Source organism: Shinella sp. GW835-FHT14H05 (assembly GCF_058793575.1).
This window is the reverse complement of the sequence record NZ_JBXAFY010000011.1, coordinates 74,044-99,807: the sequence shown is the minus strand read 5'-3', so window position 1 is coordinate 99,807 and position 25,764 is coordinate 74,044. Positions and strand designations below refer to the sequence as shown.

Annotated in this window: 24 protein-coding genes, 1 pseudogene and 1 other annotated feature; of the genes and pseudogenes, 7 read left to right on the top strand and 18 right to left on the bottom strand. The window is 61.7% G+C overall.

The features are described from left to right. Nucleotides 1–7 precede the first annotated feature (7 nt). The 9 genes from AC1Q6Z_RS26230 to AC1Q6Z_RS26190 all read right to left on the bottom strand — a co-directional run bounded on the left by AC1Q6Z_RS26230 (nt 8) and on the right by AC1Q6Z_RS26190 (nt 9,556). Nucleotides 8–1,405, bottom strand: coding sequence for an aminotransferase (locus AC1Q6Z_RS26230; RefSeq protein WP_492649815.1), 1,398 nt, complete (start codon nt 1,403–1,405; stop codon nt 8–10). Between the two features lie 169 nt (nt 1,406–1,574). Then, the gene (gene proX, locus AC1Q6Z_RS26225; RefSeq protein ID WP_492649814.1) at nt 1,575–2,603 is read right to left on the bottom strand and encodes a glycine betaine/L-proline ABC transporter substrate-binding protein ProX; all 1,029 of its coding nucleotides are present in this window, start codon (nt 2,601–2,603) and stop codon (nt 1,575–1,577) included. A 61-nt stretch (nt 2,604–2,664) separates the two neighbouring features. After that, a complete protein-coding gene (locus AC1Q6Z_RS26220; protein ID WP_492649813.1) occupies nt 2,665–3,585 on the bottom strand; it encodes an ABC transporter permease in 921 nt (306 codons plus the stop codon). Beyond that, nucleotides 3,578–4,765 carry a quaternary amine ABC transporter ATP-binding protein gene (locus AC1Q6Z_RS26215; protein ID WP_492649812.1) on the bottom strand — a complete coding sequence of 396 codons (1,188 nt, stop codon included), beginning with the start codon at nt 4,763–4,765 and terminating at the stop codon, nt 3,578–3,580. The genes AC1Q6Z_RS26220 and AC1Q6Z_RS26215 overlap by 8 nt, the downstream gene beginning before the upstream one ends. Before the next feature lie 74 nt (nt 4,766–4,839). After that, nucleotides 4,840–5,154 carry an NIPSNAP family protein gene (locus AC1Q6Z_RS26210; protein WP_256119130.1) on the bottom strand — a complete coding sequence of 105 codons (315 nt, stop codon included), beginning with the start codon at nt 5,152–5,154 and terminating at the stop codon, nt 4,840–4,842. Next, nucleotides 5,151–5,993, bottom strand: a complete 843-nt coding sequence (locus tag AC1Q6Z_RS26205; RefSeq protein ID WP_492649811.1) for an alpha/beta fold hydrolase — start codon at nt 5,991–5,993, stop codon at nt 5,151–5,153. The genes AC1Q6Z_RS26210 and AC1Q6Z_RS26205 overlap by 4 nt, the downstream gene beginning before the upstream one ends. Next, entirely contained in the window at nt 5,990–7,063 is a 1,074-nt protein-coding gene (locus tag AC1Q6Z_RS26200) for an LLM class flavin-dependent oxidoreductase (protein ID WP_492649810.1), read from the bottom strand. Before AC1Q6Z_RS26200 ends, AC1Q6Z_RS26205 begins: the two co-directional genes overlap by 4 nt. 23 nt (nt 7,064–7,086) lie before the next feature. Further along, complete coding sequence (locus AC1Q6Z_RS26195; RefSeq protein ID WP_492649809.1) at nt 7,087–8,598, bottom strand: aldehyde dehydrogenase; 1,512 nt, start codon at nt 8,596–8,598, stop codon at nt 7,087–7,089. Nucleotides 8,599–8,611: 13 nt separating this feature from the next. Beyond that, a complete protein-coding gene (locus AC1Q6Z_RS26190) occupies nt 8,612–9,556 on the bottom strand; it encodes a flavin reductase family protein (RefSeq protein WP_492649881.1) in 945 nt (314 codons plus the stop codon). Between AC1Q6Z_RS26190 and AC1Q6Z_RS26185 the strand changes: the two genes are divergently transcribed. After that, nucleotides 9,444–9,695, top strand: a complete 252-nt coding sequence (locus AC1Q6Z_RS26185) for a hypothetical protein (protein ID WP_492649888.1) — start codon at nt 9,444–9,446, stop codon at nt 9,693–9,695. The two genes, AC1Q6Z_RS26190 and AC1Q6Z_RS26185, sit on opposite strands and share 113 nt — an antisense overlap. Nucleotides 9,696–10,185: 490 nt before the next feature. Further along, nucleotides 10,186–10,442, top strand: a pseudogene (locus tag AC1Q6Z_RS26180) (hypothetical protein); the annotation flags it as partial. A 233-nt stretch (nt 10,443–10,675) separates the two neighbouring features. Here the strand turns inward: AC1Q6Z_RS26180 and AC1Q6Z_RS26175 are convergent. From AC1Q6Z_RS26175 to AC1Q6Z_RS26165, 3 genes are read right to left on the bottom strand one after another with little or no spacing between them, the layout of a single operon-like run. Next, nucleotides 10,676–11,383 (bottom strand): sulfite exporter TauE/SafE family protein, encoded by a 708-nt coding sequence (locus AC1Q6Z_RS26175; RefSeq protein WP_256119126.1) that lies wholly within the window; start codon nt 11,381–11,383, stop codon nt 10,676–10,678. Next, nucleotides 11,380–12,780, bottom strand: coding sequence for an amidohydrolase family protein (locus tag AC1Q6Z_RS26170; protein ID WP_492649808.1), 1,401 nt, complete (start codon nt 12,778–12,780; stop codon nt 11,380–11,382). The genes AC1Q6Z_RS26175 and AC1Q6Z_RS26170 overlap by 4 nt, the downstream gene beginning before the upstream one ends. Further along, nucleotides 12,777–14,144 (bottom strand): uracil-xanthine permease family protein, encoded by a 1,368-nt coding sequence (locus AC1Q6Z_RS26165; protein ID WP_492649807.1) that lies wholly within the window; start codon nt 14,142–14,144, stop codon nt 12,777–12,779. The genes AC1Q6Z_RS26170 and AC1Q6Z_RS26165 overlap by 4 nt, the downstream gene beginning before the upstream one ends. 139 nt (nt 14,145–14,283) lie before the next feature. Between AC1Q6Z_RS26165 and AC1Q6Z_RS26160 the strand changes: the two genes are divergently transcribed. Both AC1Q6Z_RS26160 and AC1Q6Z_RS26155 read left to right on the top strand, forming a co-directional pair. Next, nucleotides 14,284–15,327 carry a substrate-binding domain-containing protein gene (locus AC1Q6Z_RS26160; protein ID WP_492649806.1) on the top strand — a complete coding sequence of 348 codons (1,044 nt, stop codon included), beginning with the start codon at nt 14,284–14,286 and terminating at the stop codon, nt 15,325–15,327. Nucleotides 15,328–15,394: 67 nt separating this feature from the next. Beyond that, complete coding sequence (locus AC1Q6Z_RS26155) at nt 15,395–15,694, top strand: hypothetical protein (RefSeq protein ID WP_492649805.1); 300 nt, start codon at nt 15,395–15,397, stop codon at nt 15,692–15,694. Between the two features lie 346 nt (nt 15,695–16,040). On the opposite strand, the gene AC1Q6Z_RS26150 is transcribed toward AC1Q6Z_RS26155, so the two are convergent. Further along, nucleotides 16,041–16,400 carry a response regulator gene (locus AC1Q6Z_RS26150; RefSeq protein ID WP_492649804.1) on the bottom strand — a complete coding sequence of 120 codons (360 nt, stop codon included), beginning with the start codon at nt 16,398–16,400 and terminating at the stop codon, nt 16,041–16,043. 17 nt (nt 16,401–16,417) lie between these two features. Further along, a complete protein-coding gene (locus AC1Q6Z_RS26145; protein WP_492649803.1) occupies nt 16,418–17,947 on the bottom strand; it encodes a sensor histidine kinase in 1,530 nt (509 codons plus the stop codon). Nucleotides 17,948–18,114: 167 nt separating this feature from the next. On the opposite strand from AC1Q6Z_RS26145, the gene AC1Q6Z_RS26140 reads away from it, so the two are divergent. The 3 genes from AC1Q6Z_RS26140 to AC1Q6Z_RS26130 all read left to right on the top strand — a co-directional run bounded on the left by AC1Q6Z_RS26140 (nt 18,115) and on the right by AC1Q6Z_RS26130 (nt 19,057). Then, entirely contained in the window at nt 18,115–18,555 is a 441-nt protein-coding gene (locus tag AC1Q6Z_RS26140) for a hypothetical protein (RefSeq protein WP_492649802.1), read from the top strand. Continuing rightward, on the top strand, nt 18,552–18,725 hold the full coding sequence (locus tag AC1Q6Z_RS26135) for a hypothetical protein (protein WP_492649887.1): 174 nt from the start codon (nt 18,552–18,554) through the stop codon (nt 18,723–18,725). Before AC1Q6Z_RS26140 ends, AC1Q6Z_RS26135 begins: the two co-directional genes overlap by 4 nt. Continuing rightward, nucleotides 18,680–18,796 (top strand) — a sequence feature (AL1L pseudoknot). (Overlaps the previous gene by 46 nt.) Continuing rightward, on the top strand, nt 18,722–19,057 hold the full coding sequence (locus tag AC1Q6Z_RS26130; protein ID WP_492649880.1) for an IS3 family transposase: 336 nt from the start codon (nt 18,722–18,724) through the stop codon (nt 19,055–19,057). (Overlaps the previous feature by 75 nt.) Before AC1Q6Z_RS26135 ends, AC1Q6Z_RS26130 begins: the two co-directional genes overlap by 4 nt. Here AC1Q6Z_RS26130 and AC1Q6Z_RS26125 read toward each other — a convergent pair. The 4 genes from AC1Q6Z_RS26125 to AC1Q6Z_RS26110 form a co-directional block, all read right to left on the bottom strand. Continuing rightward, nucleotides 19,002–21,281: a mechanosensitive ion channel domain-containing protein gene (locus AC1Q6Z_RS26125; protein WP_492649801.1), complete on the bottom strand. Its 2,280-nt coding sequence runs from the start codon at nt 21,279–21,281 to the stop codon at nt 19,002–19,004. The genes AC1Q6Z_RS26130 and AC1Q6Z_RS26125 overlap by 56 nt on opposite strands. A 3-nt stretch (nt 21,282–21,284) precedes the next feature. After that, nucleotides 21,285–23,072: an N-acetylglutaminylglutamine synthetase gene (gene ngg, locus AC1Q6Z_RS26120; protein ID WP_492649800.1), complete on the bottom strand. Its 1,788-nt coding sequence runs from the start codon at nt 23,070–23,072 to the stop codon at nt 21,285–21,287. A gap of 1 nt (nt 23,073) precedes the next feature. After that, the gene (locus AC1Q6Z_RS26115) at nt 23,074–24,849 is read right to left on the bottom strand and encodes an N-acetylglutaminylglutamine amidotransferase (protein ID WP_492649799.1); all 1,776 of its coding nucleotides are present in this window, start codon (nt 24,847–24,849) and stop codon (nt 23,074–23,076) included. A 127-nt stretch (nt 24,850–24,976) separates the two neighbouring features. Then, nucleotides 24,977–25,762 carry a FadR/GntR family transcriptional regulator gene (locus tag AC1Q6Z_RS26110; RefSeq protein WP_492649798.1) on the bottom strand — a complete coding sequence of 262 codons (786 nt, stop codon included), beginning with the start codon at nt 25,760–25,762 and terminating at the stop codon, nt 24,977–24,979. Nucleotides 25,763–25,764 lie beyond the last annotated feature (2 nt).

Here is a 25,764-nt window from a genome sequence, read left to right as displayed (position 1 = left end):
GCGTTTTTCAGATCCGGCCCTCGACCCGAAGCTCTTTCGTGACCTTTTCGATGCTGCGCCGGAGGATGCCGACGATCGTGTCGATCTCCTCACGCGTGATGATGAGCGGCGGGGAGAGCACGCACATGTTCGAGATCGGCCGCACGATAAGACCGGCCTCGTAGCATTCGCGGTCAACACGAAGGGCCATTTCGGCGTCGAGCTTGGTCGCTTGCTCGGAAGAAGGATCGGTCACACATTCCACGCATCCGAGCAGCCCTGTTCCGCGCGTATCGCCGATAAGCGGCAGGTCCCGCAGCGACCCGATTCTTTCCTGGAAGTATGGCGCTGTCTCGCGCACATGCTCAAGTATGCGGTCGCGGGAAATGACATCGATATTGGCGAGTGCCGCGGCGCAGCTCACCGGATGGCCGCTATAGGTATAGCCGTTGGTGAAGAAGCTGCCCTTCGCATTTTCCCCGCTGATGCGACCAAGGACGGCATCCGAGATCACGAGGCCGCCGAGCGGCAGGTAGCCTGACGTGACGCCCTTGGCGAAGGTGATGATGTCGGGAACGATATCGAAGACATCCTCGGACGCGAACCAATGACCGCACCGTCCGAAGGCCGTGACCACCTCGTCGGAGATATAGAGGATGTCGTGCTGGCGGCAGATCTCCAGGATTCGCTTGTGGTAGCCCTTCGGCGGCACGATGACGCCGCCGGACGCCAGAAGCGGTTCGGCGAGGAAAGCGCCGACATTCTGCGGTCCGAACTCGGCGACCTTGGATCGGAATTCCTCCACGAGGAAATCGAGAAAGGCCGCCTCCGACATGCCACGCGGCCGGCGGAAGGTGTTGGGCGCGGAGATGAAGGCGATCTGGTCGGAGGCGAGGTCGAAGTTCGGCCGGTTCCAGGCGCGGCCGGAACAGGCCGCCGTCAACTGGGTACTGCCGTGGTAGCCGTCGATGCGGCAGATGATCGCCTTCTTGTTCGTCCGCCCGAGCACATTGTTGTAGAACTGCATGAAGCGGAGTGCGGAATCGACGGCGGATGATCCTCCGGTCGTGAAGAACACATGGTTCAGGTCGCCCGGCGCCAGTTCGGCGATGCGGCGCGCAAGCTCCGCCGCCGGCTCGTTCACGAAGTACCAGGGCGAGTTGTAGCTGAGCGTCATCGCCTGGTCGCGGATGGCGTCGGCGATTTCCCGGCGGGCGTAACCGATCTGGGTGCACCACATGCCGCCAGGCCCGTCGATCAGCTTGCGCCCGGCGTCGTCCCACACATAGATGCCATCCGCATGCGTGAAAAGCGGCCGGTCGGACCGGCCAAGCTTGGCCATCTCTTCCGACGGATTGATCAGGTGCTGGCGCGCGGCGTCTTTCGGGCCTTCGTCGCCAAGCTCGTGCCGTACCTCGATGTTCATTTCCGATCTCCCTTTCACTCCTTCGGGTGGAGGTCTCGACGAGCCCTCCACCGGGATTGCCACATTCGCAGAGCATTTCCGCCATTCTTCGAATGGCGAACACGCTCTACCTCTTTGTTTTTACGTAATTCCGGACGCAAAACTGCTTCGCACTTTTGCTGGAATTTCTCTAGTCAACGGCCTTCGCCGCAGCTTCCACCCACGCGTCGAACTGCGCCTGGTTCTTCGCAATCCACCCGTCCGCGATCGTCTTGATCGCGCGGTCGGACGTGTCCTTGTTGAGTTCCGATTCCCACTCCGCCCAGGTGGAGGTCGGCCACTTCGCCTCGGCAAGGAAAGCGCGCACCGCCGGGTTTTCCGCTATGAAGTCGCGATTGGCGGCGGACATCCAGTTCCACGAGCCCGTTACCATGCGGCACGGATCCTGCCCGCCCGCGCAACCAACGACACCCTTCACGAGGTGCCCGTTCGTGGCATGGATATTGTCGGGCATGGCGTCGTAGGGGATCGGCAGCCAGACGGTTTCAGTGCCGGGCTTCAGCGTGTCCGTGACCCACGACGGCTGCCATGTGTAGACGAGGGTCGGCTCACCGCGCTTGAAGCGCGCAAAGGTTTCGGCGAGCAGGACCTCGTATTTGCCGCGGACGGTCTTCACCGTGTCGGCGAGGCCGAATTTCTCCACCTGGTAGTCGACGACGTCGCCGCATTGCCAGCCCGGATCGCAATTGACGAGATCGGCCTTGCCGTCACCGTTCGCGTCGAAGAGCGCTGCGATCTTCGGGTCCTTGAGTTGCTCGAAATTCGTGAGGTTGTAGGTCTCCGCCGTCTTCTTGTCGACGAGATAGCCGTTCGTTCCCCCGCCGACGATGTTGCCGTCGCCGACAAGCTCGACCGTGTCCTTGACAGGCTCGTAGGCGGCGATCTCCTGCGGGATGTTGATGTCCGCAGCCACGTCGAGGTCGCCCTGCGAGGCGGCCTGGAAGAACGCGATCGTGCTGACCGTCGTCAGCTTGACGTCATAGCCAAGCTTCTCCAAGCCCTGGATGAGAATGTCGTCCTGGATATAGTTCGCGCCGAGGCTGTCGCCGCGGGCGAACCGTATGGTCTTGCCCTCGCCCGGCAGGCTCTGCGCAAAGGCGCCATGAGTGATCGCGACGCAGCACGCCGTGGCCGTCAGCATCTTGTAAAGCTTATGCATTTTCGTTCCCCTTTTTTGGCGGTTTTCAGGTTTTCTCGTTGTGGTGACGATGAGATGGTCATTAGGTCTTGATCTCCTCCAGCTTGTGCGGGAAGAAAAGCCGGGCCCAGAATCCGGCCTTCGCAGCCGATCGGTTCGGCCGTCCGCTCCTGGAGGCCATGCCCTGGGTGACGCGGTCGAGGATCATCGCAAGCAGCACGATCGCAATGCCGCCGATGGCGGCATGGCCTACGTCAAGCCGGCCAAGCCCTTGCATCACGACCAGGCCAAGCCCTTCGGCACCGATCATGGCGATGACCACAGACATGACCATGGCGGTCAGAACGGTCTGGTTCAGGCCGCCGAGAATGGTTGGCACTGCGAGCGGAAGCTGGATTTCCCAGAGCAACTGGCGCGAGTCGGCGCCGAAGGCATGCCCGGCCTCGACGATCTCCTTGTCGACCTGGCGGATGCCGATATTGGTGAAGCGGATCAGCGGGGGGACGGCAGTCACGATCACCGCGACCTCGCCGGGAACCGTGCCCACGCCGAAGAGCATGACGACGGGGATCAGATAGACGAAGGTGGGCGTCGTCTGCATGATGTCGAGGATCGGCCGGACGACGTTCCACACCCGGTCGTTGCGCGCCGACCAGATGCCGACAGGGATGCCGATGACCGCGCATACGACGATGGCGGTCGCAATCAGCGCGAGCGTCGTCATGGCCTCGGACCAGACGCCGAGGGCGGCGATAACGACCAGCGAAACGGCCGTGAAGAGCGCGGTCGACCGACCGGCCAGCTTCCATGCAACCGCCGAGAAAAGCAGGACCGTGATCGGGAACGGCACCGACTGCAGCGCCGCATCGGTCAGCGCAAGCCCGTTCTCGATCGGCCACTTGATGGCGATAAAGACCGGCCGGAAATTGTAGGAAAGCCACTCCACGCCGGCCTGGATCCAGCGGGCGACCGGCAGGACTGCGAGATCGTTTGCGTCAAACATGTGCTTTTTCCTTGCTTTTCGGCGCGGCGGGAGAGGAGGACAGCTGGCGCAGAACCGCTTCCGGCGAAACCGTGCCGATGATGCAATCGTCCCCATCCAGGACAGCGACAGGCTGGCCCGCCGTGAAGACGCGGGACACATCGAGCAGCTTGGCGTCCGCGGAGATTGCGCTGAAGCTCGACGCCATGAGGGGCGCGATGTCGGCGCCGGCGCGCAGATCGTCGATCCTTGCGCGGGCGATGTGTCCCTTGATGCGGCCGTCTCCATCGATCGCGAAGCCGCCGTTTGCGCAGAGCACCACGCGATGCCCGCCGATGAGGTCGGCGGCCGCGGCAGCCGACATGGCCGAGCGGACGTCGAACACCCGGGACCGATCGACGTCGCGCGTGAACTCCGCGACATAGTCGCTTTGCGGATCGAGCACGATGTCCTGCGGTTCGCCTTCCCGCACGACCTCCCCATCGGCCATGATGGCGATGCGCGTGCCGAGCTTCAGCGCCTCCTGGAAATCGTGCGTGATGAAGAGGATGGTCTTCTGGAGCGTGCGCTGGAGGCGCAGCAGCTCATCCTGCATTTCCGCGCGGATCAGCGGATCGAGCGCGCTGAAGGCTTCGTCCATGATGAGCACGTCGGCATCGGTCGCCAGCGCACGGGCAAGCCCCACGCGCTGGCGCATGCCGCCGCTCAGTTCATGCGGCATCCGCTCTCCCCAGGCCGCGAGGCCCACGACGGCGAGGATTTCCTCCGCCTTGCGGCGGCGCACGGCCGGCGCGATACGGCGCAGCTTTAGGCCGAACTCGACATTCTCCCGGACGGTGCGGTTGGGCAGCAGGGCGAAGTGCTGGAACACCATCGAGACCCGCGTGCGCCGCACCTCACGCAGCGCCTGTTCGTCGAGCGCCACGAGGTCGCGCCCATCGAGCAGGATCTTGCCGGCGCTCGGCTCATTCAGCCGGTTGACGCAGCGCGCAAGGGTGGATTTTCCCGAGCCGGACAGGCCCATGATCATGTAGATCGAGCCCGATTCGATCGAGAGGCTGACATTGTTCAGCCCCACAACGAGCCCGGTTTCGGCCAGGACCCTGTCCTTCGTCGCCCCGTTGCGGAGGCGGGAAATCGCGGGCTCCGGGGAGCCGCCATATATCTTGTAGAGATTGTCTATCTTTAGCCGCTCGCTCATGTTCCCTATCCCAGTTCGATGCCTGCCGGAGGTTCCCGTCTCCGGCATTTGCCTTCACCGCCCGACCGGGCGCCTTATTTCATCGGCGAAAATGCGGTCGGAATGAGTATCCTGTTGTCCATCTGCGCGATACAGGCGGAAAGCCGCGGCGTGAACGCCTGCCATCGTTCATCATCGGCAAGGCGCTTGCGCCGCTGCGTCCGATCCTCCAGGTCCTGATATCGCCAGAGATGCACGACCTGATTGAGCGGGCCGATGTCGGTGACGAAATAGCCGACGAGATCGCCCAGGATCGGCTGCTGGATGGCCAACCCCTCCTCTTCCACCAAGCGAAGGTAGGCGCCCATCATTCCGCCACGAATTCGGTAGCTGCGCTCTTCGACGATCATCGCGCGCGCTCCTCCCGCAACGCATCGGACGTCCGTCGGCGGACCGTCTTGCCGCTTACGAAGGTGCCGATGAGGCTTGCGACGACATCCGGCGCCTCGACGAGGATCGAATGCCGAAGGCCCTCCAGAATGGCCAGCTCCGAGCCGACGATCGCTTCATGCATGGTACGCGCCATGCGCGGGTTGGACCCGATGTCATGTTCGCCGGTGGCGATCAGCGTCGGGCAGCGAATCTGGTCGAGCAGGCCGCCGAAATCGGTTTCCGCCAGCACGCGATAGGCAGCGGCGTAGCTTTCCGGGTCGTTTTTGGCGTTCTGCGCGCGCAGTTGCGCCATAAGCTCGGGGTTTGCCGCGCGAAACGCATCGGAAAACCAGCGGGACATGGACGCATCGTAGTGCGATCCGCGCTCGGTCGTCCTCAGCGCGTGCAACCGCGCCAGGACCCGCTCGCGCTCCTCCTCGGTCCGGTTCGCCACCGTCGAAAACAGGAACAGGCGGCGCACCCGGGAGGCGTGCGTCAGCGCCATGCGCTGGGCGATCAGCCCTCCGAGGGAAAATCCGGCGAGGTTGAAATCGGAAAACCCGACATGGTCGGCAAGCGAGAGCGCATCTTCGACGAAGTCGTCAATTTCATAGCGCCCCTTCACCTTCGTCGACCGCCCGTGTCCCCTCAGGTCAAATGTCACGATCGTGAAGCGATCCGACAGGCGCGCGGCGACGTCCTCCCAGGATTCACCGGACGCGCCGACCCCGTGGATGCACAGCAGCGGCTCAGGGCCGTCGCCGTGGATCCTGTAGCGGATCGCCACATCGTTCGTGACGTGTTCGAGATCGCTCATTGCGCGGCTTCCAACGCGGACCGGCTTTCCCTCGCAGCAAAGAACGGGATGATCTCCTTGGCGAAGAGCTCTATCGTCTTCTTCTGCAGCTCGAAGGGAACGTTGAAGTTGATGCCGAGGCTCACCTGGTCCACGCCGGCGGCCTCGTAGTCGAGCAGTTTCTCGATCACCTCGTCGGGCGTGCCGAAGAGGAAATTTCGCTCGATGTTCTCCGGATCGTAATTTTCCTTGCCGGCGACGGCCTCGTAAGGAACCGCTTCGGGAAAACCGTTGGTGACCGCGCCGAGGTTCTGGAAGAGGTTTTCGAAGAGCCGGCCATATTCCATGCTGCACCGGATCGCCGTCTCCCGCTCCTCGGGCTTCGTGTAGAGGCAGGCGCGGCGCTGCATCATGAACCGCGGACGCGGCATTTCCGGATGGTCGGCACAGGCCTTCCTGAACTTCTCGCCGAGCACCGCAATTTCGGAATTCGGCGCGGCGAGCGGGGTCGACAGGATGTTGGCCCCTTGCGCGATTGCCCAATCGAACGTCCCCGGATCGCGCGCAGCCACCCAGATGCGCGGATGCGGCTGCTGGAGCGGCTTGGGCACGGATGTCGCAGTCGGAAAATTCCAGATCTCGCCGGCATGCGCATAGTCGCCTTCCCACAGCTTCCTCACTGCGGGAACCAACTCCTTCATGTAGGCGACGCCCTGCTGCTGCGGGATGCCGCCGGCCATGCGGTCGAACTCGTACTGGTAGGCGCCGCGCGCGATGCCCAGTTCGAGACGCCCTCCCGTGAGATGGTCGCAGAGCGCCGCCTCGCCGGCCAGCCGGATGGGGCTCCAGTAGGGGGCGACGACCGTCGCCGTGCCGAGGCGGATCTGCTCGGTATGCTGGCCGATCCAGGTGAGGAAGGTGAACGGATTGGGCGCGACCGTCAGTTCGATCGTGTGGTGCTCGGCGGTCCAGATCATCTCGAAACCGCCCTGGTCGGACAGCTTGGCAAGCGCAAGCGCATTCTGCGCCACCTCGGTCATAAGCATGTCGGGCGATTTGCGCTCGAGATAGAGAGAGACTGAGAATTTCATGTTCAACTCCGAAGAAACCGCGCTCAGCGCAGGCGAATGACAAAGGGGTCCTGCATCGCGCCCGAATAATCGAGCACCACGTTCTTCACGCGCGAGAACTCCCGCATGACGTCGAAACCGCCGCGTCGGCCGTAGCCGCTTTCCTTGAAGCCCCCCATCGACGACATGAAGGAGGCGGACCGGTAGGTGTTGATCCAAACCGTTCCCGCATCGACGGCGCGGGCAAAGCGCATCGCGCGATCGATATCCTTGGTCCAGATGCCGGAAGCGAGCCCGTAGCGCGTGTCGTTCGCCAGCGCGATCATCTCGCTTTCCGAGGAGAAGGGCATGACGCCGACGACAGGCCCGAACAGCTCGTCGCGCATGAATCCCATGTCGTTGCTGGCGTCGGTCAGCACGGTCGGCTCGAAATACCAGCCATCCGCGAGGTCCTCGCGCCGGGGCTGCTTGCCGCCGGCCGCGACCCGTGCGCCCTCGGCAAGGCCCGAGGCGACATAGGTCTTCACCTTCGTGACCTGCTCCGAAAGCGCGAGCGGCCCGATGTCGGACGTCTCGCTCATCGGATGGCCGATCGCGATGCGGTTCGTGCGCTCGACCAGCGCTTCGACGAAACGGTCGTAGATCGACCGCTCGACGAAACAGCGCGAACCGGCGACGCAGGTCTGCCCCGCCGCGGCGAAGACGCCGGCCACGACGCCATTGACGGCCCGCTCGATGTCCACGTCACCGAAGACGACATGCGGCGACTTGCCGCCAAGCTCCATCTGACAGGGCACGAGATTGGCCGCCGCATTCGCGGCGATCTTGCGTCCGGTTTCCGTGCTGCCGGTAAAGACGACCTTGGCAAGCCCCGGATGGCGCACCAGCGCCTCGCCCGCCGTGCGGCCCGCGCCGGTCACGACATTGACGACGCCGGGCGGAAAGCCCGCCTCTTCGATAAGCTCCATCAGCGCCAGCGTGGAGGCGGAGGTATGTTCGGACGGTTTGATGACGACGGTGTTGCCGATCGCAAGGCACGGTGCCAGCGTGCCCGTCAGCATCATCAGCGGCGAATTCCAGGGCGTGATCATGCCCACCACGCCGATGGGCTCACGCATCGTGAAGTTCAGCATGTCGAGCTTGTTCACAGGCACGGTATCGCCCTGGAGCTTGTCGGCCATGCCGGAAAAATAGGTGTAGGAGTCCGGCAGGGCGCGCATCTGCGCTCGCATCTCCTTGATCAGCTTGCCATTGTCGCGGGTCTCGATTTCCGCGAGCGTATCGGCGTTTTCCAGGAACAGTTCAGCCAGCCTGCGGGCCAGCTTGCCGCGATCCGTCTGCGTCATGCGTCGCCATTTCGGATCGACAAAGGCATCCTGGGCGGCCCGCACGGCCGCGTTGACATCGTCCGCACCGGCATCGGCGAACTCGTACCATTGCCGGCCGGTGGTTGGATCGTAGCTCGGCAGGTATTCGCCGCTCTTCGGCTCAAGCCACTTTCCGCCGATATAAAGTCCCTGACGGGATCCTTCGAGAGAGCTTACGGCTCGCTTCATGGCAGTCTCGCAATCATGGTTGGAAGGAATTCGAAGGGGTTTCGGCCTCGAGCATCGCGATGCGACCGCCCTCGGGATGCCCGACATAGATGCCGAAGCGATGGTCGAGGCGTTCACGGGCGTAGCGCCGCAGAACGGCCCTCAACTCCTGGCTCGCCACCCGGTCGTCCGGAAGGTCGTCGAGCGGGAAGAATTGCAGTTCCGGCGGCAGGTCCTGAGAGCTGAAGCCCGGCGCTAAGGCCGCGCGGTAGACGAGGTAACCGGGGTCGCTGTCGGCGACATCGAACACCGAATAGAGGAAAGCCGTGTCCGGCAGGATCTCGATCTCCCGCCCATCGGCGAGCTCCAGCCGGCTTCCAGGCTTGCGCTTGCTCGCCACCGGAAGAAGAAGCCGACCCTCGGCGTCACAGCGCAGGAGCACACTGCCCTCCTTTTCGATGAGGTAACCGGTGATCATGCCGCGCGAGGGAAGCCAGCCATCCGGCAGCGCGTTCTGGATATGCGCATAACGTCCCCGGCAGAACGCCAGCGGCGCTGCGGGACTGGCCCCAAAGGCCTGGACCTGACCGACCAGGATGAGATGATCACCGGCGACGTGCTTGTCATAGACCGTGCAGTCGAACCAGGAGAGGTTGTCCGTCAGCACCGGGGCTCCGGTGTGCACGGCGCAATAGTCGACATTGCTGAATTTGTCGGCGGACTTCGAGGCAAAGACGCTGGAAACGCCAGCCTGCCGTTCATGCAGGACATTGACCGCGAAGGCGCTGCATTTCTCGAAGACTTCGCAGCTCGCCGCCGACTTTCCAACGCAGATAAGAACGAGAGGCGGATCGAGCGAGACGGACGTGAAAGAATTCGCCGTCATGCCTCTCGGCGCGCCGCTTTCATCCAACGTGGTGATGATCGTCACCCCGGTTGCGAAGGTGCCGAATGCACGGCGCAATTCGACGGAGTCGATGGTCCGATTGGCCGGTGCTCTTTCCGTTTCGCTCACGATCGCTCCTCCCACGCTCGGTTGTGGAGAGGAGGATACGAGGGCGGACGATCTTATCTTCCTTCAAAAAGAGCAGCAGAAGCGATTATTATCCTCAAAATGAGGAGAGGAATTCCATAGTGCACCGAGAGGCAGCTACACTTAGTCGTGCGCCATGAGGTGAACTCGCGGTACAGCCGGAACCCTCGATCATCTCCACCAGCGCCTGAAGCGAGACGCCTGCCGATTTGGCTCAAACCCGATCTGGTGGATATGGACGGTCCAGCCGTCGCCCAGATAGCTTAAGCATCTGAAAAGACATTATTTCAGCAAAACGCCGGCTTTATAAAACTCGTGTGCCTCGGGCGACCGCGTTTGCGGCAATGCACAGGTTTGATGTGCATTTCTAGGCACCAATATACCGATGCATCTGAGTAAAACGTAATGCGTCACTCAAAGCCAAATACAAATGGCGTAACCAGATCGAACAGCTCTTTACAAAGCTCAAGAACTGGCGGCGCGTTGCCACCCGCTACGACAAGACCAAGCAATCCTACCTTGGCTTCGTCACCATCGCAGCAGTCAAACTATGGATACCCTTTGTCCACGAGTGCTACAATCCCTACGCGGGGCGAGGTGCAACAAGGGCTTGCTGCTGCATGGCCCGCATAACCCGCGGGACATTCTTGCGACGCATATTCTGAAGCAGACCGGGTCCTACGAGCAGGCGAGCTATGCCATTCAAGGCACGCTCGATGTCGTGCAGCAACACTACGGTCGCTTCCTGCCACAAGACAAGGCTGCACTGGCCGCCAGATTTGGAAGGCCGCGTAAGCTCGAATCCCCACCCCTCACAAGCAGGAACCTCTGACGTCAGTTCCCGTAAACGGGTCTGGTCGACGGGCTGGGAGCTTTCAAAGTCGAATTGGGTACTGCGATGCACGCGAATGGAAGCATAAAATGTTCTCGAACAAAGCACTTGGAAGCCATTTCCGAGAATGGGCGGCACGAAACACACTGTGGTAGACAACATTTTCCGCAGCTCGGCGCTGACGGTCGACCATGAACGGAGTATCGGTCCCCTATTGCGCGGCCAATCAAGCTTCAGCGCAGGATAAGAAACAGCCCGCTCACGATGGCGAATGCCAGTACGCCGAGCCGCAGCCCGCGCCCGCCGATGCGGTGATGCGCCAGTCGGGAGGCGGCGCTGCCCAGGAGGACCGGCGGCGTCAGGTAGAGCGCGGCCAGCAGCTGTTCGGACCCGATGCGCCCGGAAAAAGCCAATACGACCAGCGACATGATCTCGCCGACGAAGAAGCAAAGCGCAACTGTCGCCCGCAGAACCGGCGCTTTGGCGTGCTGGTAAAGAAGAGCGAGCGGCGGTCCGCCGATGCCGGTGGCGGTTTCGGTCACCCCGGTAAACAGGCCGACGCCCAGGGCGCTCGGCTTGTTCGGCGAGAACGGCGGGGCGACCAGGGCCGCACCCGCGGCAACCACCGTGAAGATGCCGACGGCGAGGTCGAGTTGGTCGACCGAAAGGGCAGCCAGCAGCCATAGACCTGCGAACGTACCCGCAAAGCGACCGACTGTGATCCATTTGGCGCCCGACCAGTCGACATGGTCGCGCTCACGCACCGCAACATGCAGATTGAGCGGCAGCATCAGCAGCAATAGGGTAACGGGCAGGAGGTCGGGTTTCAGCATCCCGACGACAGGCGCGACGATCAGCGCGAAGCCAATTCCGAGCGATCCCTGGATGAAAGCGGAAATGAAGGTCACGATCGCCAGGATGGCGAGGAGGCTCATGCTCATTGATAGTGTCCGAGACTGCGATGGGTTTGCGAAACCGGGTGAATGCGCTGGATCGGCGCTTTCGCGATGGCGGCGGCCGTATCGCCACGCACCTCTGCCAGCAAGGCTCGCGCATCCCAATCGACCGGCCAGCCCTGCCACAGCCGTAGCTGCCCGCCGGTGAAGACGGCGTCGATCTGGTCGCGGTTGCCGTAGCGCACAAGTTCCCACATCAGATCATGCGTGGGCGTGAACTCCGGCCGGTCGAGATCGACGAGCAGAAAATCGGCGGCAAGTCCCTCGACGATAGCGCCGGTCAGGCCCGAAAGACCGGCGGCGTTCGCGGCGCCCGTCGTCGCCCGATCGAGCCAGAGCCAGCCGCCACCGCAGGACGAATCACCCGTCATGAGGCCGAAACCGGCGCGTTGCAGCCCCTCGCCCGCATCCATCAGCCGGAAGCCATCGGCGCGCGTTCCATCCGTGCCCAGCCCGAAGCGAATGCCGAGTGCCGCCATCTGCAGTGCCGGCGCCACCGCATTCCCTTTCCAGAGGCTCGCCACCGGATTGTAGGCGACGGCGGTATCGGTCTTCTGCAGGAGGTTGAGTTCATGCGGCGTGATGAGCGTCGAGTGCGCAAGCAGGACGTGGGAACCGAGCGCTCCGAGATGGGCCAGATGGTCGATCGGCCGGCGCCCACGCGCCACGAGAGAGCGCTCGACGGCGACGAGGTGTTCGTTGACATGCGTCTGGAACACGACCCCGTTCGCCGCCGCCATGTCGGACACCGCCTTCAGCATTCCGTCGCTCGCTGCTTCCGGAATGGAGATCGCGAGCGACGGATGGATCAACGGATCCTGCCTGTAGGTCGCGAGATGTTCTTCGGCCTGGCTCAAAATGACGTCGGCGTCAGGTATCTGCGCGGTTCCGCCAAGGTCGTTGCAGATGAAGCCCACCACGCTGCGAAGCCCAACCTCCCGCGCTGCCCGGACCAGCGCGCCGACATGGCCCTGCGAACGCGTACCGGCATCGACAGCGGTGGTGAAACCGCCCCGTAGGCATTCGAGCGCGGCGAGCTTCGCCGAGAGATAGACCATGCGCTCGTCCAGGCTGCCCTCCAGCGGCACCCAGATTCGCCGGAAAATTTCCGACGGCTCACCGAAGACCAGTGACTTGCCGAGCGACTGGGTGAGATGCGTATGCGTGTCGACGAAGCCCGGCATCAGCAGGTGATCGGGCAGATCGACCGGCGTCAGATCCGGATAGTCTCGCGCCACGATCTCTACGGTATCGATCCTGTTGAACGTTCCGCCTCGCACGACCACCGCCATGCTGGCGCAGGGCCCTTCCGGCAGCAGAACCTGACCGGGATGCAGGAGGAGATCACCGGTTCTGGACAGTTTTTCGCGGATCGCGCTCACTCGCTTGCTCCTTGGGCGGTGCTTTGCAGGGAAGGCGCCGTCTCCTTGGAATTCCGGCCGGCGCCGTGATTGGAAAAGAGGGCATTGACGACGACGGCCGTGATGGTGCCGGCGGCAAGACCATTGCCGAGGATCATCTGGACCCACTGCGGGAATTGACTGTAGACACCCGGCACTAAGATCGGCAGCAGCCCGAGCGACAGCGCGGAGGCGAGCGTGAACATCGGCCCATGCTCCCGCAGATCGACGCGGCGCAAGAGATCGATGCCGATGACGCCAATGATGGAGAACACGATCACCGCCGTGCCGCCGACAACTGCCTCCGGCAAGGCCGTCGCCATACGTCCGATCGGTGCAAACAGGGCGATCACCACGAGAATCGCACCGGCCATCGCCGTCACGTAGCGCGATTTGACATTGGTCGCCCGCACGATGCCGACATTCTCGCCGCTGGTGATGATCAGCGATGTGCCGAACAGGCCGCCGACCAGCGACATCAGCGCGTCGCCACGAATGGTTGCCGGGACGATGGCATGCGCGTCACCACGCCGCCCGACAATCTCCGCCGTCGCAATGGTTTGGCCGGTCGCTTCCGCCATGGAAATGATCGAGAAAACGATCAATGGAATGGCGGCGATGAGATCGAATTTCGGCATGCCGAAGGGAAACAACTGCGGAACGGCAATCACGGGGCCGGAAAACACGCCGGACATGTCGATATGGCCGAGCGCAAACGCGACGAGCGAGCCCCCGACAAGGCCGAGCATGACGGCCAGCCGTTGAAGCGTGCCGGAAAAGACGCGCGCGGCGATGATCGTGAGAACGATTGTAATGAGAGCGAGCCCCACTTCGACCGGCGCGGCAAAACCCTCCGTTCCGGGTTTGCCGGTAATCGTCACGCCATAGATGCGCACGAGATTGACGGAGACCAGCAGAAGCATGGTTCCAACGACGATCGGCGGAAAATATCGGAGCAGCCGGCGAAAGACCGGCAGAGCGAGAAAGTAGAACAGCGCCGTCATGATGACCGCGCCGACGGCCGTCTGAACATCCGTCTGCTGCGCGATCGCCAGAAAAATGGCGATGGGCGCACCACCGGGTACCATGACGAATGGCAGACGCGCGCCAAACCCCTTCGGTCCGAAGCTCTGCAGCATCGAGCCCAGACCGCAGACGAAGAATGTTGCACTGATCAACGATACCGTCACCGCGTCGGAAAAACCGAGCGCCTTGCTGACGAGAAAGACTGCGGTGATCGGCGACGCTGCCATCACCAACACATGTTGCAGGCCAAACAGCATCAGGCTGCGCAAAGGCAGCTTCTCGTCGGCTGGATCGACCACGCTATTCCATTCACTTTTCATGATTTCCTCCTCCCGGCCACCTCAAGCCGCTTATGCAAATCGTTTTGCATTGCGCGTTTCCTATCACGCTTTTTGCCTTTTGCAAATCGTTTTGCTTGAACGCTTTCGACGTGTTAGGACGAATGCCACTGGAGGCATCATGGGAAAACCGACAATCACCGACCTTGCGCGCGCCGCAGGCGTCTCCGTCACCACCGTGTCGCATGCCTTTAGCGGACGGCGGCATGTCGAGCCGGAAACGCGCAGGCGCATCGAAGCGCTCGCAGAGGAGATCGGGTACCGTCCCAATCACCGCGCCCAGCGTTTGCGAACCGGACGGGCAGGATCCATCGCCCTCGTCTCATCCATGCCGTTCGCCGTAGCCGCAGGCCCCTCCCGGCTGGGCTTCCTGATGGAAATCGCCGCAGCCGCAGCCGTTACTGCCTTTTCACGCGGCATATCCCTTTGTCTCGTGCCGCCACTTGGGCCCCGTGACAGCCTGGAAGCGCTCGAAGTGGACGGCGCAATCGTCATGGAGCCGGAACGTGACGATCCGGTCCTGGACTTCTTTTCCGATCGCGGCGTGAATGTCGTGTGCATCGGCCGCGCGCCGGGTCGGGACGACCTGCCTTTCGTGGACCTGCAGAGCGGTGCGACGGCGCGGCTTCTGCTTGATCATCTCTTTTCCGGCAACAGCAATGTCGGCCTGATCACCGGTCAGCAGCGGCGCAACTCCTATATCGAGATGGAAGCCGCCTATGCGGCGCGGATAGAAGAGACAGGCGCCTCCCCCACCGCGATCCGGATAGATGAAAATGGCGGTGAGCAGGCTGCCGCCGAAGCCGCCGAACGCCTCCTGCGTGCAGAACCCTCCATTTCGGCCCTGTGCGTGCCGGTCGATGCCTTCGCGACCGGCGTTCTGGACGCGGCGCGGGCTTTGGGTCGCAGAGTTCCTGAAGACCTCCGCCTTGCCACCCGCTACGACGGCATGCGCGCCAAACTGGCGACGCCTCCGCTCACCGCAGTCGACCTTCACCTCGATCACGTCGCAGCCGCCGCGGTCGACTTACTGCTCGCGCATCTGGGAGACGGAGCGGCCACGCCGCAGGCACTCGCCCCGCCCACCCTTGTCGTCCGGCCGTCATCGGCGACGTCGAAACGATCAAATTCAGCGAGATCGCCAGACGGGCGATCTCGCTCTTGATGGGACCCGAACCAGCGCTCTGTAGAAAGCCTCTTTCAATCATGCAATCATACTGGATCAGAGCATTTTGGCGCTTTGCGCACACCGCCTGACCTATGTCGCAATCGCGCAAAAGATCGGTCTTTCACTTAAGACGGTTGCCGGTGTCTGCAAGGAATATGCCCCTCTTTCGAGCGACCAAGCCGTTCCCAAAGAAATGTCTCTGCTGGCCGCCCGCGATATCCCGATAGTGACGGGCTTTTGGCCGTTGGTTGATACGGCCCAGGCCATTTGCAAGCGGGCTGTAGAAATTATGAACGGGCATCGACGCAAGAATACAATGCCCGAACTCGGCAGGCGGCTGGAAAGCCTAAGGTTGCTTCCGTGAGCGCGTTGGCGTGTCAATTGATAATGTGAACAAAGCTGCCCATTCCCAGAAACAAGCTCCATCGCCACAATCTGTTAGTGTGGCCTGGAAAGCCCGGTTCAACGCGTATCTGTTTGCTGCGCGCGAAGGTCGTACGGGGTCCGGTTTCTGGAGGAAGGCGGCCCTTTTAATCGACGCATCAGCCGCAACCAGTTCCCGTCAACAGCGTTTCCACGCCGCAGCTGTTGGGCAATCGATCTCCCTTTGTGCAAAGTTTTTCGTAAGCGGTGGCTCGTTGGCACCTTGTCGAGCGGCCGTAGCCAATCCCTGACGGGGCTGAACTTCTCCAAGAGCTCGGATGTCGGGACTACGCCGCCATTCGCATCATCGTCGCAACTACCTCTTCTTCGCGATAAGGCTTGGAAAAGAACACCACGTCCGACGGCAAGCTACCCTGTGGTGGTTTGGTGTGGCCGGAGGTGATGATCACATGAATGGGCGGCCAACGGTCGCGTATCATGGCGGCGAGACACAGTCCGTCGATACCGCCCGGCATATCGATGTCGGTAAATACAATCGAGATATCCAGACGGTTTTGCAGAATTTCCACCGCCTGAGTGGCATCGGCAGCTTCCACTGCTTCGAACCCAGCCGATTCAATCAAATCTATCGCGGCCATCCGCAGAAGAGGCTCGTCTTCGACCACAAGAATGATTGCTGAGGACATAAGAATGCTCCGTCGCTCTAGGACATCTGCACCTGAGCGAGTGGTGCATGGAATTCGGCTTGAAAGCCCGATGGTTCGAAACGAACGTCAACGCCACCTGTTCCAACCAAACCAATACGAATCAGCTTCGAACCGAATCCCTTGCCATTCGGTTCGACGGCAGGAGGTCCGCCTTTCTCCTTCCAATTGAACACCAGCTCATCTTCGCCGCCGAGGTCTCGCAGGTGCCAGGTGACTATGACGAGGCCGTCCGGGTTCAGGAGTGAGCCGTATTTGGTAGCATTGGTGGCAAGCTCATGCAAAAGAAGAGAGATAGACAGCGTGGCTCTTGGACCAAGGTCAACCGAAGGCCCATCGACCGCCAGGTTCTTCGCACTCATGAAGTTCGCGAGGACCGCGCTGACAACATCACCAAGGCTCGCATTCGACCAACTTTGCTGCAGAAGGACATCATGTGCGGTCGAGAGCGCGTGAAGCCGGTCCGTGAATGCATCAACGGGGGCTCGGTCGGCGACGCTGCGCAGAGTCTGCGTGGCAATCGCCTGGACCATGGCAAAGGTGTTTTTCATGCGATGGCTGAGTTCCTCGTTGCGAACGGTCTGTGCCTCCTCTGCAAGCCATTTCAGGTTTTCCGCTTCCTTCCGTTCAGATTTGTCCGTGAAGAGGATACCGACACGGTGGCTATTCGGGTCGCCAACGCGAAACGCGTGAACGTCAAACCAGCGTTCACTCAACTCTTTGGCGACGTGCTCGAACCGCACCGGCTCGCCACTAAGCGCGACGCCGCCATAAATATCGAACCAATGTTGCTCATGATTTGGAGCGAGGTCGCGCATCCATTTGCCCTGAGCGTCCACCAAACCTGTCTGGGTCGCAAATGCCGGATTGATCTCGACGAAGCGATAATCGGTAGGGACGTCACCATCGAATTTCATCTCGACGATGCAAAAACCATCCTCAATGGCTTCGAACAAAAGCCGGTACTGCTCTTCGCTTTCGTACCGCTTCCGGTCGCCCTCCTTCTGACGCGACATCGCAGTATCACGTTCCAGGACAGCCTTTCGCAGATGCATTTGCGTCATGACCTGACGGGCCAAGGCTCTCAGTCCATCGGCCTGGCTTGCCGTTAGTCCTCCAGGGCGCGGTGTGCCGTCTATGACGCAGAGACTGCCAAGGACGTTTCCATCAACGTCGCGAAGAGGTGCTCCCGCATAGAAACGGATGTGCGGCTCGCCGGTAACAAGGGGGTTTTCACGCGTTCGTTCGTCATTCCTGAGGTCTGTGATAACGAGAAGATCATCCTCGACAAGAGCATGAGCGCAGACCGAGCGGTCGAGATCGGTCTCGCATGGCTCGAAGCCGATCCTCGCCTTGAACCACTGGCGGTTCCCGGCAACAAGGCTCACGAGAGCGACTGGTGTTTCACAGAGAAGGCAAGCGAGGCCGACGATGTCGTCAAAGCCTTGCTCGGGTGGCGTATCGAGGATGTCGTAACTGGCGAGGCTTGCAAGGCGCGTCGCATCTGTTGTGTAAGGAGGCGGCGGCACGCTTTGCTTTCTTGAGTTTTAACCAGACAAACACCATTGCATTTCACCCGAACTTTGGGAAGCCTCGGCGCGCCATTGTTCCAGTCACTGTATCGCTGGAATGAATGGCGCTAGCGCTGTAGAGATTGGAAAATGAAAGTTTCTGCGCGGCGGGGCGCACCACGACCATGCTGCAGAACATTCCACAAGACCTCTTTTCCAAGATATTCATAACGGACGAACTGGAAAGCAGGCCAGTCGAACGCGCCGATTTCCTGAAGGAAAAGATTGCAATTCAGGACCTGGCGGCACGGATGGTTATCGATCCGGATGCCGTGCTTCCACGCTTCGTCCAACTCGCGATGCAGATGACCGGCGGCGAGTCGGCAGGATTGAGCATCCATGATGAAGCTGGCAAGTCATTCCGATGGCTTCATATGTGCGGAGAGCTTGCTGCCTTCGAGGGTGCAACGACTCCGCGCAATTACAGCCCTTGTGGCGTGACACTTGATACTCTTCGCCCCACGCTCGCGCGTCATCCGGAATGGGCCTACAGTTGGGTATCTGACGCGAATATCGAGCTGCCGGAAGTGCTGCTGGTGCCGCTCTCGATTGGCGGCACGGAGTGAGGAAGATCGAGGTCGACAGCGGCAAACGAGCAGGCTTGCCGAGCGACGCAGCCGAGAAGATGAAGGCTCTTGAGCGGGAGAACCGCGAGCTTCGTCAGGCCAACGAGATTTTGCGCAAGGCGTCTGCTTATTTCGCGATGGCGGAGCTCAACCGCCCCTTCAAACGATGATCTCGTTCATTGACGAACACCGTAGCGTGTTCGGGGTCGAGCCGATCTGCAGGCTTTTGCCGATTGCCCCATCAACCTACTACGAGAACGTCGCCAAGCGCCTGGATGTGGACCGCCTGTCGGTTCGCGCCCGCAGCGATAGCGGCCTGAAGATCGAGATACGTCGGGTGTTCAATGATAACTTCCAGGTCTACGGCGCGCGTAAAGTCTGGCGGCAGTTGCAACGCGAACGCTACGACATCGCCCGCTGCACGGTCGCTCGGCTCGATCGCCGCCTCAGTTCTCAAGATCTTCAGCATCTGACGCGACTTCCGAAACCTTGGCCGACTTGACTCTACGAGGGTCCTTCTGAGCAGGCTCTCGCTCGCGCATGGACACAAAGGCGGGCGGAGCCTCTCCGTTCTTGTCGACCCCGAAATAGATCGTCTGATGCGGAAACGGAATTTCGATCGCGCGTGCATCGAATACGCGTTTTACTGCGCCATTAAGAGCCCGACCAACAGCCCATTGTTTCCCGGGCAGCGTCTTGATACGCACGCGCAAGATGACAGCACTGTCGGCAAGCTCTTGCACGCCAAACCATTCCATCTCGCCCAGAATGACGCCGTTGATCTCCGCATCACCACGCAGTTCCTCGAATGCATCAAACAGGGCCGCGCGAGCGATCTCGACATCCTCGCGGTAGGCGATACCAATATCGCCGACATGGTAGGAGAAGTCACGCATGAGATTGGTGACCATCTCCACCGAGGAGAACGAAATAATGTGGTACGCGCCCCGGACGTCTCGCAGGCTGACAGAGCGGATCGTCAATCGCTCTACCGTGCCCGTCGTGCTGCCGACCGTGATGACGTCACCCACATTGATCGCGTTTTCGAGTTGAATGAACACGCCGTTGATGACGTCCTGCACAAGCTTTTGAGCGCCAAAGCCAATCGCCAGACCGATCACGCCGGCGGATGCCAGAAGTGGCGCGATATCCAGTCCCATTTGCGAAAGCGAAAACATGAGAGCGATCACTACGATCGCAATGGTCGCCGCATTTCTGAGGAGTGTGAGTAGAGTTGTCTCGCGTGCGGTCGCAATGGAGCCGAAGGCGGGGTTCAGACGATAGTCGACCCAGGACGTCAACGCGAGCCAGAAGATATAGGCGACCAGCAGGATGACGAAGACCGAGGCGATCGCGCTGGTGAAGGCCAGCCCGATGCGCGATTGCATCATCGTCGCGATGTCGAAAATACCCATCGCCGAAAGCACGATCCCGAGAACCACCGCCAGGATGACGATGCGAAGGATCGTCAGGAAGCGCGGAACGAGACCGTTGACGCGTCTTTCGAGAAGCGGAAGGCGTTCGTTGACATTGACCGGCAGCCGAACGCCACGCGTCACCGTGCGCGCCAGCCAGTCCGCGACGACAAAGCCGATGATGATGGCTGCAAAGGCCTGGGCGCTCGCGGCCAGCACGGAAAACAGCCGTTCGGCCGGCCCGATCAGCACGACGAAAAAGAGGAATGCGAGATAAACGATCACCGGCCAATGCCAGCGTGTCGCCATGAAGCGGGCCTGACGGTGGCGAGGGCTGTGGTCCGGGGTCGTCAGGAGCCAGTCGGTCACCGCCTGGCGGTTCATGAAGGTCGCCGATATGGCGATGATCAGGGCAATGAGCGCGACGAGTGCGGAGATCGCCCGACCGGAAGCGAGGGACACCGCTTGCGAGAGAACCGGCTGGAGGAGAAGCTGCCCATAGCCGAGAATGCTGACGATCCAGCCAAGGATCCGACTGGTTTTCCGGGCGGCCTCATCCGATATGCGCACCAGCCGCAATTCGCCGGCCGAGGGCGAAAGGACGGTTCTGATCGCCACCCTCGCCAGTTGTACCACCGTGAACGCATTCAGGTAGAGCGTCTGCTGGATATCCATGCGCCCCAATTCGCCGAAGACCGTGAGCGCCGCCACATATCCGGCGCCCCATGCGACAACGACAATGCCGATATCGAGCGCGGCCGAGGCTGCAATGAGAATGGCCTTCTCGAAAAACCCGGCCGAGGCGGAGCGTTTTCCGAACGAACGGTCGATCCGCCGCGTAACCAGGCGCAAGGCCATGAAGACCCCGTAGGTGACGACGATCACGAGGGCTAGGTCGCGCAACGTGCGCAACAGCACTTCGCCTTCCGCACCGCTCAGATTGGCAAATGTTGCCGGCGCGGCCGACAGTTGCCTTGAGAAGACGATGACTGAAGAAACGGCCCTCTCAGCGGATTGTCGTGTGACCTCCGCGATCTTCTGGCCGAGCGAAGTATCCTGTGCCGCCGGCGGTTGCGCGGCATCGGCGGAAAGCGCCTTTTCACCATCCGCGGCTTTCTGCAACTCACCAAGGAACGTCTCGCGTGTCTTGTCGTCGCGAAGGACGTCGATGAGATCCTGAAGCTTCGCAGCCTCGGCCGGCTGGTCCTGGGTGGCGCCCGGCAGGAGGGATTGCTGCGCGGCCGCGGGCATGATGCCTGCAACGAGCATGAAGATCAGAAGAAAGACGGTTCTCATCAAGGGAAGTTCCATGGGTCAGGCCATCGTGCGCGTGCCGGGAAACAACAGGTCGACAAAGCGGGCCGCCGTCGGTTGCGGTTCGTGATTGGCAAGGCCCGGGCGTTCATTGGCCTCGATGAACACATAATCCGGTTGCGAGGGGTCGCGGACCATGAAATCGATGCCGACGACCGGAATGTCGATTGCGCGTGCGGCCCGGCAGGCGGCTGCGACAAGATCCGAATGCACCGTGTCCGTGACATCGTGGATCGACCCGCCGGTATGCAGGTTTGCGGCCTTGCGCACCGTGATCTCACGCCCTTCGTCGAGCACGGTTTCGAGATTCAGCCCCTGACCTCCAAGGCAGCGCTTTGTTTCCGCGTCGATCGGGATCCGGCTCTCTCCGCCCGTCGCGGCCTGCCTGCGGCGGGATTGCCGCTCGATGAGGCAGGCAATCGTGCTGTGGCCATCGCCGATGACGGCGGGCGGACGTCGCACGGCGGCGGCGACCAGCGCATAATCGATGATCACGAGGCGCAGGTCCTGCCCCTCGAAACACGCTTCGAGCAACACCCGCTCGCAGACCTGGCGCGCCGAGGCGATCGCCGCGTCCAGCCCTTCCATCGTCGTGATGCCGATCGAGATGCCGCGCCCCTGCTCGCCGCGCGCGGGCTTTACCACAACCTTGCGGTGTTTTTCCAGAAAGGCCTGAAGGGCCGTTCTATCTTCACCCACCTCGATCTGCTCCGGGACGGCAAGGCCCGCAGACGAGACGATGCGGCGCGCGATGGCCTTGTCGTCGCTGATCGACATCGCCACCCCGGATGTCAGTTCCGAGAGGCTCTCGCGGCAATGGATGGATCGGCCGCCATGGGTCAGGCGAAAGAACCCGCCTCCGGCATCCGTGATATCCACATGGATGCCGCGCCGCGTCGCTTCGTCCACGATCAGCCGCGCATAGGGGTTGAGGGCATCGTAGGACTGATGCGGCATCGCGAAGAACTTCTCGTTGATGGCGTTCTTCCGCTTGACGGTGAAGAGCGACATGCGCTGGAAGTTGAGTTTCTCGTACAGTTTTATCGCCAGTTCATTGTCGTGCATCACCGACAGGTCGACATAGGAGAGGCCACGCGCCTGGAAATGTTCGGCCAGCTTGCAAAGCAGCTTCTCGCCGATCCCGGGCTGGCGCGCATGCGGATGCACGGCAAGGCACCAGAGCGAGGCACCCCGATCCGGATCGTCGAACAGCCGCTGATGATCGATGCCCGTCACCGTGCCGACGATCTCGCCGGAGGCATCGTCCTGGGCGACAAAATAGGTGAGCGACCGGTTGTCCCGTTCGGAGGAGAAGAAGTCCGAGCGGATCTGCACCATCCCGCAGGCGGCATAGACATGATTGATGCCCTCGGCATCGGCCTCGGTCGCCAGCCGGCGGATGGTGATGCCGCGCATGCGGCGCGGTTTTGCCCGATAGGTCGACAGGTTGAGCCGGAATGTGTGCGAGGGGTCGAGGAAAATCTCCTGCGGCGCCCGCGATAGAAGCACATGCGGATCACGCACATAGAATGCGATATCCCGGCTGGACGGCGCTTCGTCGCGCAGCTCCGACAACAGCGTCTCGTGGTCGGAAAAGGTCTGGGCGAAGACCAGTCGCCCCCACCCGCAGTCCAGCACCACGTCCTTCTTCTGCGTGCCGGAGGTTTCCGGCCGTCCGACATGCCGGTCGGGCTGGGCGCGCGTGCGCAACTGCTTCAGTCGATGGGTGACTGCCTTGGTTCCCTTGCTGCGCTGGCGCGGCAACGTCGCATCCCCTACCTTCTTCATGTCAAACCCCCTGGGCCTGGAGCCACATTTCCAGCAGCCCGACCTGCCAGAGTTCGGAGCCGCGAAGCGGCGTGATGTGGTCCGACGGCTTGAGGAGCAGACGGTCGAGATAGTCCTCGCGGAAGAAGCCGCGCTCGCGCGCCTTCTGCGAATGCAGCGTGTCGCGGATCATGTCGAGATAGGGACCGGCGATATATTTGAGCTGCGGAACCGGGAAGTAGCCCTTCTTGCGATCGATCACCTCGCTTGGAACGACCTTGCGGGCCACGTCCTTGAGGATGCCCTTGCCGCCGTCGCGCAGCTTCTCTTCCGGCGGAATGCGCGCGGCAAGCTCCACCAGCTCATGGTCGAGGAACGGCACGCGGGCTTCCAGCCCCCAGGCCATGGTCATGTTGTCGACGCGCTTCACGGGGTCGTCGACCAGCATGACATTGCTGTCGAGACGGAGCGCCTGGTCGACGGGCGTATCGGCGCCGTCTCGCAGCAGATGCTCTCTGAGCAATGCGCCGCTGGCATCGTGATCCGCGATCCACGCTTCCGACAACTGTGTTCGCAGAACGTCATCCGATCTATCGCGGAATGCCTTGCCGTAATCGGCGACGACATCGTTGGAGTCGACCAGAGGCGGATACCAGTGATAGCCGCCAAAAACCTCGTCCGCACCCTGGCCGGACTGCACCACCTTGATGTGCTTCGAGACCTCCTTGGAGAGCAGGTAGAATCCGACATTATCGTATGACACCATGGGCTCAGACATTGCCGCTATCGTGCCAGGCAACGCCCCCATCAGGTCAGATGAAGGCACGAAAATCTTGTGGTGATCTGTGCCGAAATGTTCGGCGATGAGATCCGAATAGACAAACTCATCGCCCTTCTCGCCGTTGGCCTCCTCAAAGCCGACGGAAAAGCTCATAAGATTATGTTGGCCCGCTTCCGCGAGCAGACCGACGATCAGACTGGAATCGACCCCGCCGGAAAGCAGTACGCCAACGGGCACGTCGGCGATCATGCGACGCTTGACGGCGAGGCGAAGGGCTTCGAGAAGCTGGCCCTGCCAGTCCTCACGCCGGATCGCGGCATCGGCGGGCTGGCGCCGGTATGGTGGATCCCAGTAGCGGCGATCCTCGAAACTGCCATCGCGTCCAAAGATGCGGATCGTCGCGGGGGGTAGTTTGCGCACGCCGTTCAGGATGGTGCGCGGCGGCGGCACGACTGCATGGAAGGTCATATAGTTGTGCAGGGCCACCTTGTCGATCGACGTGTCGACACCACCTGCCTTCACGATCGCCGGCAGGCTGGACGCAAAGCGCAAGGCCCCCGCAACTTCCGCGACATAGAGCGGCTTGATGCCGAAGCGGTCGCGAGCCATGATGACGCGGCCGCTGTCGCGTTCATGAATGACAAAGGCGAACATGCCGTGGAAGCGCGAAACGCAGTCTTCGCCCCAGGCATGCCATGCCTTTAGGATGACTTCGGTATCGCCGTCGGAGAAGAACCGATAGCCCTTGGCTTCGAGGTCCGACCTGAGTTCACGAAAATTGTAGATGCAGCCGTTGAAGACCATCGACAAGCCGAGGTCGGGATCGACCATTGGCTGCTGCGACTTGTCGGACAGGTCGAGGATGCGCAATCGCCTGTGTCCGAGTCCCACATTCCCTCGAACCACGACACCCGATCCATCCGGCCCGCGAGGCGCGAGAACGTCCGCCATGATCGAGACCGCTGAAACCGACGGTGACCCGCCATCGAACCTGACTTCTCCGCAAATTCCACACATATACTGGGTCAAAACCTCCATTGTTGGTACAAAATGCGACGTCAGGGCCGTGAAAAGCTCCACGGCCCTGACGTCGTATGAAAACCCAATGTCCGACGCGGCACGATGTTCCCTTCCGGAGCTGGCTTCATCCCCCGATCGTCTTTGCACGCGCCAGCATATAGTCCTCAGCGAATGCCATATGCTCGGCGGCGATGCGGCGCGCATCGTCCGTCCTCCCGTCCTTCAACGCGGCCATCAGGCGATACTGGAAGGACAGCCCTTCCTCACGGGAGCTGGACGCCGGATCGGCATAGATCCGTCGCGCCAACGGCAACTCGCGTAACAGGTTGTGCATCAGCCCGCAGAGGAACCCGAGCAACGGGTTGGGGCAGATCTGTGCGAGTTGCGAGTGGAAGTCGAGTTCTGCCACGCGCTGGCGATACTGCTCATCGGGATCGCGCGGCGGATGATCGTAGATGCGGATCGTATTTTCCAGCAAAGCGAGTTGCTCGGCCGTCACCCGGCCCGCAAGCAGGGCCGCTATTTCGGGCTCCAGCGCCTTACGGATGGCATAGATGTCGGACAGGCTCGGCTGGTCGAAGAAGAAGTGGGTCGACAGCAACTCCATGGCGTGCTGGGCGGAGGGCGCGGCAACGAACGCGCCGCCACCTGGGCCACTGCGCGTAAAGACCATGCCTTGCGTCTCCAGCGTCTTCATGGCCTCCCGCACGGTGCCCTTGGCCGCCTTGAACCGATCGATCAGTTCGCGCTCCTGCGGCAGGCGGTCGCCGGGGGCGAGGCCTTCCGAGCGGATATAATCTTTCATCCGGTCGGCAATCGCCTCCGGCCGCCGCTTCGTCTTGCCGGCGGGCGTGAAGAGGCGTTTGCCATCTTCGCCGATCGTACTGCGTTTTTCCCTGATGCCTGGCATGC